Here is a 14,301-nt window from a genome sequence, read left to right on the forward strand (position 1 = left end):
CTATTGAAAAAAACAGTTCACATACCATCTATCTCTACACTACATCAATTAATGGGTTTAGACCCCCCCAAACATCCATTGTTTAGTATTCAACGATTAGAGGACTTAAAGGGTATTAGTTGCCCTGAAAAAATCACCTATGATTTTTACACCATTGGTTTTAAAAAGAATTTAAATGGTTATGTAAAGTATGGTAGAACCAATTATGATTTTCAAGAAGGCGTTCTAGGGTTTACAGCTCCTTTGCAACTTATGGAGTTCAGTAATGTTTTACTTGAAAATGCCAGAGGATGGATTGTATTTTTTCATAAAGAATTGTGGAATAACGCTAATCAACAAAATAGGATTGACCAATATGGATTTTTTGAATATCAAATAAATGAGGGCTTACATTTATCAAGAACAGAAGAAGAATCTATTGAAAATATTTTAATTAATATTGAAAAGGAATATGAGTTACCTATAGATAAATACAGTAAAAATGTGGTATTATCTAATCTAGAATTACTATTTACATATTCCTTTAGATATTATGCAAGACAGTTTACCATTAGAAATGACATAGATAACTCTATATATTCAAACTTTAAAACAGCACTTCATTCTTTTTTCAATAGCAAAGAAAACAATCACTTACCTACGGTAGATTTTTTTGCAGAGCAATTACGTATTTCGACAAACTATCTTAGTGATTCCCTAAAAAATACGACAGGAAAATCTGCTATTGAACATATCCATAGTTACATTATTGAATCTGCTAAAATTGATTTAATGACCTCTGACAAATCTATTTCAGAAATAGCTTTTGAGCTTGGTTTTGAATACCCTCATTATTTTAGTCGATTATTTAAAAAGAAAACTGGTGTTACCCCTAGTGAATATCGAGTTAAATCTTAATCTTATAAAAAACTGCATAAAAAATTCACAGTCCACTTTTTTTACGGTCTAAACTAACATAACCAAAATTCATTGGTTACTTTAAAAAATATAAAATGGACGTAATTAAGAATCACGATGTACAAAGCATCAATTTAGCAACCTCAACAGAAAAAGCATTTGATTATATTGCAAACCCTGCCAATTTAGAGAAATGGACAGGTGCTTTTAAACAAGCAAATGACACTTCTGCTTTATTAGTAACTCCGAATGGAGAACTTAAGATTGGTTTAGAAACCAAAATAAACAAAGCATTAGGAACCATAGATTGGTATATGACTATGCCAGATGGAAGTGTTGGTGTTGCTTATTCTAGAGTTAGCGCAGGACCTAATGACAAAGCTATTTATTCTTTTACTTTAATCGCCCCACCTGTTCCTTTAGAACAAATAGAAGGGACGTTGAATGCTCAAATTGGGCAATTAAAGGAGGAACTACTTAGTTTACAGACTATTTTAGCAGAATAATTTCATAAAAGGTTAGGCACAAGCCTAACCTTTTTTATTTAAATTACCTAAAAATATGGAAGACCTACTCATTAAATCGTGCTTAGAAGGAAACAGAAAAAGCATTGAAAAACTTATAAAATCCATAGAAGGTTTAGTCTATAATTTAGCGCTACGCTTTTTATGGACTAAAGAAGATGCTGAGGATGCAACACAAGAAATTTTACTAAAAGTGATGACCAATCTAAGTAAGTTTCATGGAAAAAGTAAATTTAATACCTGGGTGTATCGTTTAGCCACAAATTATTTAATTAATCAAAAAAAGAGCACTTTTGAAAAAAGACCTATAACGTTTAGTCAGTTTTCAGAAGACTTAAATACCATAACAGAACCTGCAAGCTACGATTTGCCTGACAGAGACCTATTAGAAAAAGAGATGAAAACAGGTTGCACCTTGGCTATGCTACAATGTTTAAATAGAGACTTAAGAATTGTCTTTATACTTGGCAGTGTTTTAAAAATAAAAAGCAATGTAGCTTGTGAAATTATTGAAATTACACCTGAAACCTTTAGAAAAAGATTGCAGAAAGCAAGAAAATTGATAGAAGGCTTTATGAATTCTAATTGTGGGATTTACAATCCTAAAAATGCTTGTAGGTGTAATAAGAAAATTAATACTGCTTTAACCTGTAAAAGAATTGTAAAGAACAACCTTAGTTTCGTTTCTGATGTTGAAATATATAATGATGAAATGGAAGAGTTAAACTCTATGACTGGAATATATCACAATCATGGAACTTTTAAAAGTAAAACTGATTTTCATCTGGAACTAACTAACTTAGTAATGAATAAAAGAATTATTGATGGTATACAAAATATTTAAAACCTTCTAAAATTAAAACATTATTTCGTCCTCTTGTTTTTTATAAATATAACAAGTTTTATGTTTTACGCCTATAGCTGTATATATCTAAAAAATTGGTGTTAAAAATAAAAAAGCTTAAAAAATTCACACTTCGCTTATTTACCTGTCTAATTAGATATAGATGAATTTAATCATCTACTATTAAATTTATAATTATGAAAAAAACAGGTGTCCTATTAGTACTGTTAACTCTTGGAATTGTTTCAAATGCAAGTAGTCAAGTAAAAAATCACGATGTACAAAGCGTTAACTTACAAACATCTAAAGAAAAAGCGTTTAATTACATTTCAAATCCTAACAACCTAAACAAATGGACCGGTGCTTTTAAAGAAGCTGATGAAAAATCAGCATTATTAGTAACGCCAAGAGGAGAACTTAGAATTGGTTTAGAAACAAAAACTAATAAAAAATTAGGAACCATAGATTGGTATATGACAATGCCAGATAATAGTATAGGTATTGCTTATTCACGAGTAACTACCGGACCAGATGGTAAAGCTATTTATTCTTTTACATTAATTGCTCCCCCAGTACCTTTAGAACAAGTTGAAGGGGCTTTAGCTGCTCAAATAGGTCAACTTAAAGAAGAACTAAAAAAATTACAAGTAATGTTATCTGAATAAAGTAGCGTAACAATCTTTAATTTAAGCCAATGAAGTTAATTTCATTGGCTTTTCTGATATATAATACAACATTAGTTGTTTTGCCTAAACTGGTAAGAACTCCAACTAATATTTCATAAAATGATTCATATAGCTATATAAAATATAAATCGTCTTAATTAAGACATAAAAGTTTTTATATATAATACTTAAATTTGTGTACATTGAGATTCATAGAATTAAGCATCGAAAAAATTGATTGATTACACCAATATTTTAAACAATATTAAACGTCACGTTTTCTTAAATCAAAATGAAGAAAAAGAGTTTATCTCTATTCTAAAAACTACAAAAATTAAACGTAGACAATTTATAGACCAACCAAATCAAATTTCCCAATACCGGAATTATGTTGTAAAAGGCTCATTCCGCTCCTATTTTATAGATAATCAAGGAAAAGAACATACTATACAAATTGCTATTGAAGATTGGTTTGTGAGTGACTTCTATAGTTATATTACACAAACACCCGCTACACTTTTTGTCGAAGCTTTAGAAGATTCTATCATTTTACAAATGACTTATGATGATATAGAAGGACTTTGTAAAAAAATTCATGGATTGAGTGAGTTTTTTAGGATCACAACAGAAAAAGCATTTGCATTTTCACGAAAAAGGGCTCTATCTAATTTAAGTATGACTGCAGAAGAACGTTATTTAGAATTTAATGATCGTTATCCTTCCATAGTAAAAAGAGTACCTCAATATGCTTTGGCTTCCTATCTTGGAATGTCTGCCGAATTTTTAAGTAAAATAAAAAAACGGATTTCTTTAAAATCTTGAACTAGTTCATTTTTCAGCTAATGTGTTTCATAGACTTTTGTAAAGTAATATTTAAAAACTTTATAAAATGAAAAAAATAATTTCGGCGCTAATCATTATTTGCGCATTATTTATGAATCAAAATGTAAAAGCACAGGCTATGGAAAAAAATGTAACAATTATTGAATTAACGCAAACAGAAGGTCAATTTGAAACGCAAAACTTAGAACTTACTGCGGGTAAATATCAATTTAGAGTCGTTAACAAAGATGTTGACAAAGACTTAGGATTAGCAATACAAAAGAAAGAAGATAAAGGTAAAAATTTAATGAAGACTGCCATTCCTACTGCTTTTACTTCTGCATATGTAAAAAAAGGAAAGGCAGAGTATTCAGGAATTGTAGAACTTAAAAAAGGGGAGTATGTTTATTTTTGTCCTCTAAACCCAACACCTTATTACAACTTAACTGTAAAATAATTTTATGAAATATTGGTTTATAACAGGTATTTCTAGCGGATTGGGCAAATCTCTTGCCCAATCTGTAATAGAAAAAGGTGATTTTGTAATTGGTACTTTTAGAAATCAATCTCAAGTAGAGGAATTTAACAAGCAATATAAGGATAAAGCTTTTGCTGTTTTATTAGATGTAACTAATGAAGAGCATATAGAAACTTGTATTTCGAAAGTTATCTCTGAATTTGGCAGAATTGATGTTTTAGTAAATAATGCTGGAATTGGATTTGTTGGCGCTATCGAAGAAACTTCCATACAAGAAGTTAAAGAAGTTTTCGATGCCAATTTTTTTGGAACTCTAAAGGTTACACAAACTGTTTTACCTTTTATGAGAAAAGAAAAAGACGGAAATATTATTCAAATTTCATCTCACGGAGGAATTAAAGCATTTGCTGGGTTTGGAATATATAATGCCAGTAAATTTGCAGTTGAAGGTTTTAGCGAGGCATTGGCTCAAGAAGTAGCTCCATTAGGTATAACAGTTTCTTTGGTTGAACCAGGACCTTTCCGAACAGAGTTTGCAGGAAAAGGACTTGGGGAGGCTGAAAATATCATTGATGATTACAATGAAACCGCTGGTCTTTTTAGAACAAAATTAAAAAGTGTTGATGGTATACAAGAAGGTGACCCTATAAAAGCTGCTGAAGCAATTATAGATTTAGTTTATTCTGAAAAACCTTCACTTAGATTACCTTTGGGTAAAATAGCCTTAATGACCATTGGCATGAAGTTAGATAGTGTAAAATCAGATTTAGAAACAAATAAAGTTATAGCAGAAAATGCTGTCTACTAATAAAATTGTATTATAAAACTAACTAAAATAATAGCGATTTGGATATTGTTCTAAATCGCTACTTTGTTTTTATTATGTACCTTGATGATTGTCAACAACCATAATTAAAATAGTGGAAAAACTATATAAATATTTAAATCGTTATTCTGATTTTAATGAATTGGAAACAAAGAAATTTTATAATAAATGTGTTCTTAAAACCTATCAAAAAAAAGAATATTTATTAGAGCAAGGTACTGTATGTGCTTACAATTTTTTTATTCTAAAAGGATTAGTTCGTCAGTTTAGGATTGAAGACAATGGGAATGAAGCTATTAGTGCGTTTGGTATAGAAAACTGGTGGATGACTAATTTAGATAGTTTTATCAATAATACATCTGCTTCAAATTCTATTCAAGCAATAGAAGAAACTACAGTTCTTCAAATTAATCAAAAAGAACTAGAAAACTTATATCATGAAGTTCCAAAATTAGAACAAACCTTCAGAAAAATTTATATGAATATGATAATTGCACTTCAAAGACGAAATGATATTTATATGAAAAAGAGCAGTAAAGAACGTTATAATTATATGATTGAAAAAATTCCTGATTTTGCGCAAAGAGTTCCTCAATATATGATTGCTTCTTATCTTGATATTACTCCTGAATATTTAAGTGAAATTAGAAAAAACAAATAGTTTCTTAAGATATCTTAAGGATTTTTGAGTAGTGCTAAATATATCTTTACACCATAATTTCAAAACATAATTATGGAACGAATTAATTACCAAGATATTCCTGAAGGAATGCTTGACATTTTATTGAAAGTTGAAAATTTCATTAATGAATCTACTCTAGAATTTAATTTACTCGAAATAATAAGACTTAGAGTTGCACAAATCAACGGTTGCGCCTATTGTGTAGATATGCATCATAAAGAATTAAAAAATGTAAACGAAACAGATTTAAGATTATCCTCTTTATGTGTTTGGGAAGAAACCCCTTATTTTACAGATAAAGAAAGAGCCATTCTTAAGTTTACCGATACATTAACACAACTATCTAAAAATCTTATTGCTGACGAAATTTATAATCCGTTATTAACATTCTTTTCTAAAGAAGAGATTTGCATATTAACCTTAGCTATCTCTCAAATAAATACTTGGACTAGATTAATGAAAACGTTTCAGTTTACTCCAGGCAACTATAAAGTTAACAACTAGTTTCGTTTTACTTTATATAGCAGTATAGAGGTATCACATTTAACTAGTATATGAATCAAAACGATTGAGAATAAAACAGTAAATTGTGCCTACAATTTACTGTTTTAAAAATAATATTTTGCGCACTTTCTATTTCGAAAAAGAAAAATATGGCTTTGAGCTTCAAATGGACTTACATAGGTTTGAAACCAATCCTAATATTTATTTTGACCCCTCAACACATACAACAGACTTTTTTGAAATTTTTATTTTTGAAAAAGCGCAAGGCTATATAGATTTAAATGGACATAGTTTAAATATTGAAAAGAACTCTATGTTTTTTATTTCTCCTTTCCAGAAAAAAAGATGCAAAATTGACCCTTTAGATATTAAAGGCTTTCACTTGGTTTTTCAAAATAATTTTTTATCTGATTTTTTTGATGATAAGCTTTTTGTGTATAAGCTTCAATATTTTTATAATTCGAAATACCCGCAATACTTACAGTTAACAAAAAATGAATATCATAAAGTTCAATTTTCTTTAAATGAAATTATATCTGAAATAACAGATTTTCAAAGTGATAGTCTTCATATTATTAGGTCACTATTATATTTCTATTTATCAAAAATGAATAGATTATTTTCAAGATACTATAAACTTTCAAATAAGATACAAAACAGTTCTGTTGTTTATTTATTTAAAGAGAAATTAGAATTAAATATTCGAAAATTTCATACCGTAGAAGAGTATTGTGAAATATTGAAAATCTCCAGACAACAACTAAATAAAAACATAAAAGAGTCTTTTGGCTGTACATCTAAAGAAATTATTCATTTTAGATTACTGCAAGAGATTAAAATGGAACTAAGGTATTCTACCAAAACTATTTCAGAAATTGCGGATGCCCTAAATTTTAGTGAAGCTAATAATCTTACACGTTTTTTTAATAGACATGAAGGTATACCGCCTAGTATGTATCGTCAAAATTACCAAAATGATAGCCATTCATGGTAAAATGATATGTTACAAGTTGTAATATATTGAAATCTTTGCAAGGATTATAAATTCAATAATACTATGAAAAATTTATTTTATTTGTTTATTTCCTTACTTAGTTTACAGCTATCTCAAGCGCAAAATAAAACTACAAACATCTCAATGAATACTTCAAATTGGCGGGTAGAAAAAGGAACCTCTTATTTTGAAACCTTTGATAATAGAGAAACACTTCTTTTAGATGGTAAAGCTTTTTTAAAAAATAAACAATTCTCAAACGGAACTATTGAAGTTGATGTTTATGCCAATGAAAATAGAAGTTTTGCAGGTATAATTTTTAGAAAGGAGCAAAATGCTATGGAAGAAGTTTATATGAGACTTCACAAATCGAATCAAGTTGATGCTATACAATATTCACCGACTTACAATGAAGAATTAACTTGGCAATTATATAAAGAATACCAAGCCAATGTTAGCTTTAAAACGAAAGGGTGGAATAACTTACGTATTGAAGTCAACGGTAGACAAGCAATTATTTTTGTTAATAATGAAAAGAAACTTACCGTAGATAATCTTAGGACAGTTCATAATACAGGAGAAATAGGTTTGTTTGCATTGTTTAATAATAGGTTTTCTAATTTTAGATTTACCAGTAAAGAAATTAGTCATAATGCTAAGATGATAGAAGCTAAAAACGATAAAGAACCTAACATAATATCGCAATGGAATATTACGAAAGGATTTCCATTTGTTGAAGGAAAATTAGACTTCAACAATTTTTCAAAAGAGAATTATACAACCGTATCAACCGAAAAATCTGGATTACTTCCATTTTCAAAATATATTAAAAAGCCTTCCGCTGGTAACTTCGAGAAAAACTCTGAAGCCTATACAGTAGCTTCAACAACTATTGAATCAGACACTAATGAAACAAAACTATTTTCATTTGACTACAGTGATAAAATAATTGTCTATCTAAATGGAATAGTCCTTTTTAAAGGAAATAATGCATTTAGATCAAAAGGAACACAATATCAAGGCCATATAGATATAAATGCAAACAAATTATATTTAAATTTAAGAAAAGGTAAGAACACTCTTCATTGTGCTGTTATTGACAAAGCAAACGGTTGGGGATTAATTGGAAAAATTGAATAGTTACTGATAAAAAAAAGAGATAAAAGATTAGATTAACCTTTTGTCTCTTTTTAAAATCCCCAATTTATAATTGGAATACTATAGTTTAAAATCTTCTAAAGTAAAGCCATTATTAAATTTAATATCAGAAGTTGTAAATACACCTAGTAGAGAATATTTTCCTTGTGTATTTGGAGCAAAAACTTTTCTTGAAGTTGCAACAAGTACATCTTCAATTTTATTATACCCTAGTTCCATTCTTAAAACAGGCTTATCAATGCCCCAAGCAGGTAAAGAAAAGAAGAATTGATCCACCAAATGCGTTTCAGGGTTAAAGTAAAGAATATACTCATCATTCACCTCTTTCCCTATGATTTTTGCATCATAAGTAAGGCTTATTTTATCGTAATCAATTCCGTTAACGTTTTCTTTACCTAAATACTTATGCACAGTACCTGGGTCTTCTAATTTATACATCATTGTTAACCAGTAGAAATTAACAGATCTAAAAAACTTAGCAGTTCCTACGTTTTTTTCATCAGTTACTTTTTGATCATTTAAAGTAATATTAGTTATTCCTTTTATAGTATTTTGTTTAACAACACCTTTACTCTCCGTCATTATATTTGCTGTATGTAAATTACGGTACTCAGCCCATGAAGCTTCTCCATCAAATATGTATCTTTCTGTAGATAAATCAGTCCCTTTTGTAAGGTCATGGTATCTATAAGTGATTTCAACATCTTTTTTTGAGGCTATTTTTTTCCAACCGCCATTTACACTTGCAAGGGCCTCTAGTAAACTCTTAGATTTTGGGTCTGTTTCTACTTCACTCATTGTAAAAGCAGATAAAATTAAGATTGCAAATAGTGCAACTATTATATTTAAAATTATTTTTTTCATATTGAAATTATTTAAGGTTATTAAAATTATTTTTTAACTAAATTGTTGCTGAAATTTTTTTGGAGTAAGTCCATGTTGTGATTTAAAAATTTGGATGAAATGTGATGGGTTTTCAAATCCAACTTCCATTGCTACTTCGCTGATATTTTTATCCGATGACTGAAGTAGAAATTCAGCTTTTTCTATTCTTTTTTCTTTTAACCATTTTGCTGGTGATGAAAAGAAAGCTTTTTCAAAGTTTCTTTTAAAAGAAGAAACACTCATTCCGTTTAAATATGCAAAATCTTCTACTCGTAAATTACGAGTGAAATTATTTTTCATAAACTCACTTAAATTATAAGTGTTTTTCTTGTTTAAATTGGTTAAGAAATTTTTAAAAGAATGATGCTTGTCATTTAATACTAAATTTAATAAAAGCTCTTCAAACTTTACTTTAAAAAGGGGTTCTGTTAATAGTGTCCCATTTTCAAAATAAGGTAAAAGAGAATTAATGTAAGCTTCTAAATTAGGGCTACTATCAAACTTAAAGTATGCCTTTATTTCATCTTTTGAACTACTTACAAATGGAAAATATTTTCCATTTCTCTTGAAAAAATCTAATAAAAAATTATCATCAACAAAAAATAAAATACTTTTATAATTATTGCTTTTCATTATTTTTTCGGTTGTTAAAAACAACCCTTTTTTAAGAAAAATAGCCTCGTTTTTACACAAAACAGTATCATCATTAAAAGAATGGAAATGCTTTTTCCCTTCAATTCCGAAAGCAATTAAATGTTGCGTTAGATTTATTTTAGATCTATTTGTATCATTTTTTCTATCTAACAAAGCAATTGTAGCATCATTTATTGAGTAAACAACGTCATTTTCTACAGAATCTTTATGTAAATCACGGGGAATAGTTAACACCATAATATTGAATTGTTTATATATGCAAAATTATAAAAACACTTGATTTAACACACTCCATTTTGTTCAAATAACATTCTATATGGTTCATTTTAGTTTATTGTTAAACCACCGTCTACATTCATAATAGCACCTGTTACCCATTTAGCTTGTTCAGATGCTAAAAAAACAGCCATCCCTCCCAAATCTTCTGGCTCTCCTATTCGTTCTAAAGGGTATAATACTTTTATTCTACTTGTAAATATTTCTCTCTCCTCAGTATTCATCTTACTTAAAGCTTTATTAAAAAGAGGCGTTTTTACACTCCCAGGAGCTATTGCATTAACTCTAACACCTTTTGATCCTAACTCAGAAGCTAGCGATTTTGTAAAAGAATCCATTGCTCCTTTAGTTATAGAATAAGCTGTACTATAACGACCTGCAATCATTTTATGAGAAAAATAAGAGGTAATATTTATAATATTTCCTTTAGTTTTTAATAATGAAGGAAGTAATTGTTTACTTAAAAGATAGGGTGACTTCACATTTAAAGTTATAATTTGGTCTAATTCTGATGTTTCAACATTTTCTATTCTTTTAAATAATCCCATTGCAGCATTATTTACCAAAACATCTAACTCATCAAAAACAGTATGTATTTGTTGTACTAAATCAGTAATTTTTAAAAGGCTTGATAAATCAAAAGAAATTGTATGTACTCTACCTTTGTAAATAGATAATTTATCTACAGCTTTTTCTAATTTCTCTTTGTCTCTTGAAATTAGAAGAACCTCTGCTCCACTTTTCAATAAAGCTTCTGCTATTGCATACCCAATTCCTTCACTTCCTCCTGTTATTACAGCTTTTTTACCTTCTAATAGTTTCATAACTTACTTATTATAAATTAAAATATGTAGTAATAAAATTAACTCTTACTACTACATATTATTTTCTATTTATTGGTTTCCTATAAACACATCTAATTCCATAAAGGCCTTATCTCTGTATGGAAGTAACTCTTTATAAGCTTCCGATTCAAAAACATTGTTAATTACTTCACTACTTGGAAACTCCATAATAGCGACTACTTGTAGTTTTCTTTCTCCAATAATACTTTCAGATACTTTATATTTTCCAACAGGAATAGCTCCAGCTTGTTTAAATAATGGAGCAGAATGCCCTGAATAATAAGCAAATGCTTCTTTTTCGTCTGGATTTAAAACTGCATTGACAATCATTAATGATTTTTCTGACATAATTTTATTTTTTAATTAATTTATTAATAAAGCTTCTAGAATGTAATTTTTTGGATTGGATACTCATCTACTATTGCAGCGCCTTCAAATAATCCAAATAATGTACTTAATGAAGAATATATAACATATAAATCATCTTCAATAATTTCAAGTGCTGTTGGGAAAGTTCCAAACGGAATAATAGAAGTATTAATTATAGCAGCTGTAGTCCAATCATTTATAGTAGATATTTCATAAATAGCTTCCTCAAAATCTTCTCCCGTTATATTATTACTAGCTAATATTAATGTATTGTCATCTCTTAGTAACAAACCGTCTACAGTGTTAACAACTCCATCTAAGGTTATTTCTGTAATATCATTTGGATCGTTTAATAAAATCTTAAACAATTTTCCTTCGTTATATTTTCCTACAATAAGATAATTATCTGAGTGGTAAACAATACCATTTAACCCAAAAGCACCTGCAGGCACTGAAAACAACGAAGGGTTATTTATTAAAACAGAGGCATTACCTAAAGTATCTACTTTGTAAATTACAGGTGAAAAACTATCTGTAACATATATATTTCCTTCAGCATCTAAAGTTAGATCGTTTGCTATATGAGCACCTTCAACTAAACTCCCTAAATCAATTGTATTAATTTTATCTCCATTTGATAAATCATACATAATAATTTGAGCTAGTTGTCCTGCCGTAGCAGAACTTGTCTTTACACCTGTACCAGGGTCTGAATTACATACAATTAACCTATTATTTGTTTCATCAATGATAAGACCTAGAATGGAGATTAACGTTTCATCTTCTGCAAAATCTTGTTGATTTCCATTTATATCAACCGTAATTATTTTTCCTTCTCCTACTGAACCTGCATAAAAAACTTCTTGGTTCTCACTATATACAATACCTTCTGGATATAAGTTAGAGCCATTAATTGTAATTGTATCTGGAAGTTTTATAGATGGCACTGCAGTAGTATCATCATTATCATTACAAGAGGTAAACAAAGCTGTAAGTCCTAAAACTAGTATTGAACTGAATATATTTATTATTTTCATCTTAAATTTTATATTAGGTGTTATTAAAATTTAACTTTAGTTATTTCAAACTTCTGGGCCATTGGCTTATTTCCACCAAAAAGCATTGGAAGTTTAGCATATACTACAAATACATCATTTTCCCATGTTGTTAGAGTTGTTGGAAATGTTTTTCCTGTTTCAAATGCCGAAATTGTTTGTGCAGACTTCCAATTATCGTTAGTGGAAACTTTATAAACTGCACTCAAAAAATCTTCCCCAGTTAAGTTGTTACTTGCTAATGCTATAGTGTTATTATCTAAAAGTAATACCCCATCTATTGTTGGATAAGCTTTATTACCTAATTCAATTTCAATTAAATTAGATGGATTTTTAATTGGAATTTTAAATAATTTACCTCCATTATATACTGCTGTAAGTAAAAATCCATCAGGATGATAAGCCAATCCATTTAATCCAAAAGTACCTGTAGCTGCTCTTAACCTTTCATCATTAAGAAATATAGTAGCCTTACCTTTTTTAGTTACCTTGTAAATTATAGGAGAAAAACTATCTGTAACATAAAAATTCCCTTTTTCATCTACCGTTACATCGTTTGCCATATGAGCTCCTCCTATTGGAGCTAAAGAAGCTAAATCTATATATTTTTCTCTTTCTCCTGTTTTAAGATTATAAAATACAACAGACGCCAATACTCCTTTTGTAATAGCACTACTCTTTATACTTGCTCCCGGGTCTGCATTACAAACTATTAATCTATTTCTCTTAATGTCAATTTCAAGTCCAACAGTTGAAATCAAATCTTTATCATCTGCAAAAACAGTAACAGTTCCATCTTTTGTGACTTTAACTATTTTACCTTTTGCAATAGATGTGGTATAAAAAGCCCCAGTTTCATCATGATAAACTAGTCCTTCTGGGTACAAACCTGATTCTTTAATTACTATTTGGTTTGGAGATTGAGCCAATAAACTTGTCGATGATAAACTAACTATAATTGTTAATTGTAATAATATCTTTTGTACGTTTTCTAAAAATTTCATTATTATTATTTTTAAATTAAAGCACAAAATTAGACTGAAAGAAGGCTTACTGGGTATCGCATATAGTTCAAAAAACAGTTTATTAAGTTCAAGAGTAGTTAAATAAAAATCGTCATTTCAATTACCTATAAATAATACTATCATTTACAATTAGAACTGAATTTCTTCTGATATTAAGAAAATCTGGCTATTTTAAATACGGTAGTGGATTGAAATTTCATCTCAGAAAGACGAATATTAGAAGTAGACGAGTAAATTTTATTATCCACAACAGGACTCAAAAAATCTAATTAAAAAATTATAACTGCTATTTCACAATAAATTATAATAAAAACAAATAGCAATTATTTTGAAACAGAAACATTTGATATCAAATTAAAATTCCTTAATAAAATAATGAAATGTTGTACCTATGTTGTACCTGAGTAAAAAAGAAGGCTATTTTTAAATGTAAAAAGCTCCCAATTTCTTGAGAGCTTTTAGTACAGGCGGAGAGAATTTACTTTTCCTAGCTTTTATCTATCTTACTACTATATTCTTAGAGCAAAAAAATAATTTAATTATAATTGTTTCTTGACGTTCAATTAAACCAATAGTCACTATATCCTTTTTAAGTCACTAAATGTTTTTCCGTCAATATTTTTCCATGCAGTCCAACCATTAGAAGTTCTTCCTTTAACTACAACAGCTGCTGCGCTTGGTGAATTAAAAATATAATCTTCTTGAAAAACAAGTTTATCATCTTGCTCTTTCAAAATATTTTGTTCTTACAAGGTATTTCTCAAACTACGTATCCAATTTGGAGCTTTCAATGTTTCC

18 protein-coding genes are annotated in these 14,301 nt (G+C 28.7%); 11 read left to right on the forward strand and 7 right to left on the reverse strand.

Going from position 1 to position 14,301, the window contains the following annotated elements; genetic code table 11:
* Window positions 1–3: 3 nt before the first annotated feature.
* From UH1x_RS05285 to UH1x_RS05335, 11 genes are all read left to right on the forward strand, one after another.
* Complete coding sequence (locus tag UH1x_RS05285; protein ID WP_482625617.1) at window positions 4–897, forward strand: helix-turn-helix domain-containing protein; 894 nt, start codon at window positions 4–6, stop codon at window positions 895–897.
* Window positions 898–992: 95 nt separating this feature from the next.
* Window positions 993–1,403: a hypothetical protein gene (locus UH1x_RS05290; RefSeq protein WP_482625619.1), complete on the forward strand. Its 411-nt coding sequence runs from the start codon at window positions 993–995 to the stop codon at window positions 1,401–1,403.
* 55 nt (window positions 1,404–1,458) lie between these two features.
* Window positions 1,459–2,265, forward strand: a complete 807-nt coding sequence (locus UH1x_RS05295) for an RNA polymerase sigma factor (protein WP_482625621.1) — start codon at window positions 1,459–1,461, stop codon at window positions 2,263–2,265.
* Window positions 2,266–2,462: 197 nt separating this feature from the next.
* Window positions 2,463–2,930, forward strand: coding sequence for a hypothetical protein (locus UH1x_RS05300; protein WP_482625623.1), 468 nt, complete (start codon window positions 2,463–2,465; stop codon window positions 2,928–2,930).
* Window positions 2,931–3,164: 234 nt separating this feature from the next.
* Entirely contained in the window at window positions 3,165–3,752 is a 588-nt protein-coding gene (locus UH1x_RS05305; protein ID WP_482625625.1) for a Crp/Fnr family transcriptional regulator, read from the forward strand.
* 67 nt (window positions 3,753–3,819) lie between these two features.
* The gene (locus tag UH1x_RS05310; protein ID WP_482625627.1) at window positions 3,820–4,209 is read left to right on the forward strand and encodes a cupredoxin domain-containing protein; all 390 of its coding nucleotides are present in this window, start codon (window positions 3,820–3,822) and stop codon (window positions 4,207–4,209) included.
* Window positions 4,210–4,213: 4 nt separating this feature from the next.
* Complete coding sequence (locus UH1x_RS05315) at window positions 4,214–5,038, forward strand: oxidoreductase (RefSeq protein WP_482625629.1); 825 nt, start codon at window positions 4,214–4,216, stop codon at window positions 5,036–5,038.
* Between the two features lie 112 nt (window positions 5,039–5,150).
* Window positions 5,151–5,717, forward strand: a complete 567-nt coding sequence (locus UH1x_RS05320) for a Crp/Fnr family transcriptional regulator (protein WP_482625631.1) — start codon at window positions 5,151–5,153, stop codon at window positions 5,715–5,717.
* Between the two features lie 72 nt (window positions 5,718–5,789).
* Window positions 5,790–6,242, forward strand: a complete 453-nt coding sequence (locus UH1x_RS05325; protein ID WP_482625633.1) for a carboxymuconolactone decarboxylase family protein — start codon at window positions 5,790–5,792, stop codon at window positions 6,240–6,242.
* Window positions 6,243–6,360: 118 nt separating this feature from the next.
* Entirely contained in the window at window positions 6,361–7,236 is an 876-nt protein-coding gene (locus UH1x_RS05330) for an AraC family transcriptional regulator (protein ID WP_482625635.1), read from the forward strand.
* A gap of 63 nt (window positions 7,237–7,299) precedes the next feature.
* Window positions 7,300–8,376, forward strand: coding sequence for a 3-keto-alpha-glucoside-1,2-lyase-like domain-containing protein (locus tag UH1x_RS05335; RefSeq protein ID WP_482625637.1), 1,077 nt, complete (start codon window positions 7,300–7,302; stop codon window positions 8,374–8,376).
* A gap of 78 nt (window positions 8,377–8,454) precedes the next feature.
* On the opposite strand, the gene UH1x_RS05340 is transcribed toward UH1x_RS05335, so the two are convergent.
* The 7 genes from UH1x_RS05340 to UH1x_RS05370 all read right to left on the reverse strand — a co-directional run bounded on the left by UH1x_RS05340 (window position 8,455) and on the right by UH1x_RS05370 (window position 14,237).
* Window positions 8,455–9,258, reverse strand: coding sequence for a DUF6503 family protein (locus tag UH1x_RS05340; protein WP_482625639.1), 804 nt, complete (start codon window positions 9,256–9,258; stop codon window positions 8,455–8,457).
* Window positions 9,259–9,291: 33 nt separating this feature from the next.
* Window positions 9,292–10,170 carry a helix-turn-helix domain-containing protein gene (locus tag UH1x_RS05345; RefSeq protein WP_482625641.1) on the reverse strand — a complete coding sequence of 293 codons (879 nt, stop codon included), beginning with the start codon at window positions 10,168–10,170 and terminating at the stop codon, window positions 9,292–9,294.
* Between the two features lie 89 nt (window positions 10,171–10,259).
* Entirely contained in the window at window positions 10,260–11,033 is a 774-nt protein-coding gene (locus tag UH1x_RS05350; RefSeq protein ID WP_482625643.1) for an SDR family NAD(P)-dependent oxidoreductase, read from the reverse strand.
* A 69-nt stretch (window positions 11,034–11,102) separates the two neighbouring features.
* The gene (locus UH1x_RS05355; RefSeq protein WP_482625645.1) at window positions 11,103–11,402 is read right to left on the reverse strand and encodes a DUF1330 domain-containing protein; all 300 of its coding nucleotides are present in this window, start codon (window positions 11,400–11,402) and stop codon (window positions 11,103–11,105) included.
* A gap of 35 nt (window positions 11,403–11,437) precedes the next feature.
* Window positions 11,438–12,460 (reverse strand): hypothetical protein, encoded by a 1,023-nt coding sequence (locus UH1x_RS05360; RefSeq protein WP_482625647.1) that lies wholly within the window; start codon window positions 12,458–12,460, stop codon window positions 11,438–11,440.
* 23 nt (window positions 12,461–12,483) lie between these two features.
* Window positions 12,484–13,482 (reverse strand): SMP-30/gluconolactonase/LRE family protein, encoded by a 999-nt coding sequence (locus tag UH1x_RS05365; RefSeq protein ID WP_482625648.1) that lies wholly within the window; start codon window positions 13,480–13,482, stop codon window positions 12,484–12,486.
* A gap of 599 nt (window positions 13,483–14,081) precedes the next feature.
* On the reverse strand, window positions 14,082–14,237 hold the full coding sequence (locus UH1x_RS05370) for a DUF4357 domain-containing protein (protein WP_482625649.1): 156 nt from the start codon (window positions 14,235–14,237) through the stop codon (window positions 14,082–14,084).
* Between the last annotated feature and the right edge of the window lie 64 nt (window positions 14,238–14,301).

Source organism: Maribacter sp. UH1 (genome assembly GCF_056839145.1).

Excerpts from the sequence above, each read along its gene's own strand:
- UH1x_RS05315 (WP_482625629.1), top strand. The coding sequence starts at position 4,214 with ATGAAATATTGGTTTATAACAGGTATTTCTAGCGGATTGGGCAAATCT.
- UH1x_RS05360 (WP_482625647.1), bottom strand. The coding sequence starts at position 12,460 with ATGAAAATAATAAATATATTCAGTTCAATACTAGTTTTAGGACTTACA.
- UH1x_RS05290 (WP_482625619.1), top strand. The coding sequence starts at position 993 with ATGGACGTAATTAAGAATCACGATGTACAAAGCATCAATTTAGCAACC.
- UH1x_RS05365 (WP_482625648.1), bottom strand. The coding sequence starts at position 13,482 with ATGAAATTTTTAGAAAACGTACAAAAGATATTATTACAATTAACAATT.
- UH1x_RS05335 (WP_482625637.1), top strand. The coding sequence starts at position 7,300 with ATGAAAAATTTATTTTATTTGTTTATTTCCTTACTTAGTTTACAGCTA.
- UH1x_RS05345 (WP_482625641.1), bottom strand. The coding sequence starts at position 10,170 with ATGGTGTTAACTATTCCCCGTGATTTACATAAAGATTCTGTAGAAAAT.
- UH1x_RS05295 (WP_482625621.1), top strand. The coding sequence starts at position 1,459 with ATGGAAGACCTACTCATTAAATCGTGCTTAGAAGGAAACAGAAAAAGC.
- UH1x_RS05350 (WP_482625643.1), bottom strand. The coding sequence starts at position 11,033 with ATGAAACTATTAGAAGGTAAAAAAGCTGTAATAACAGGAGGAAGTGAA.
- UH1x_RS05300 (WP_482625623.1), top strand. The coding sequence starts at position 2,463 with ATGAAAAAAACAGGTGTCCTATTAGTACTGTTAACTCTTGGAATTGTT.
- UH1x_RS05340 (WP_482625639.1), bottom strand. The coding sequence starts at position 9,258 with ATGAAAAAAATAATTTTAAATATAATAGTTGCACTATTTGCAATCTTA.
- UH1x_RS05310 (WP_482625627.1), top strand. The coding sequence starts at position 3,820 with ATGAAAAAAATAATTTCGGCGCTAATCATTATTTGCGCATTATTTATG.
- UH1x_RS05355 (WP_482625645.1), bottom strand. The coding sequence starts at position 11,402 with ATGTCAGAAAAATCATTAATGATTGTCAATGCAGTTTTAAATCCAGAC.
- UH1x_RS05325 (WP_482625633.1), top strand. The coding sequence starts at position 5,790 with ATGGAACGAATTAATTACCAAGATATTCCTGAAGGAATGCTTGACATT.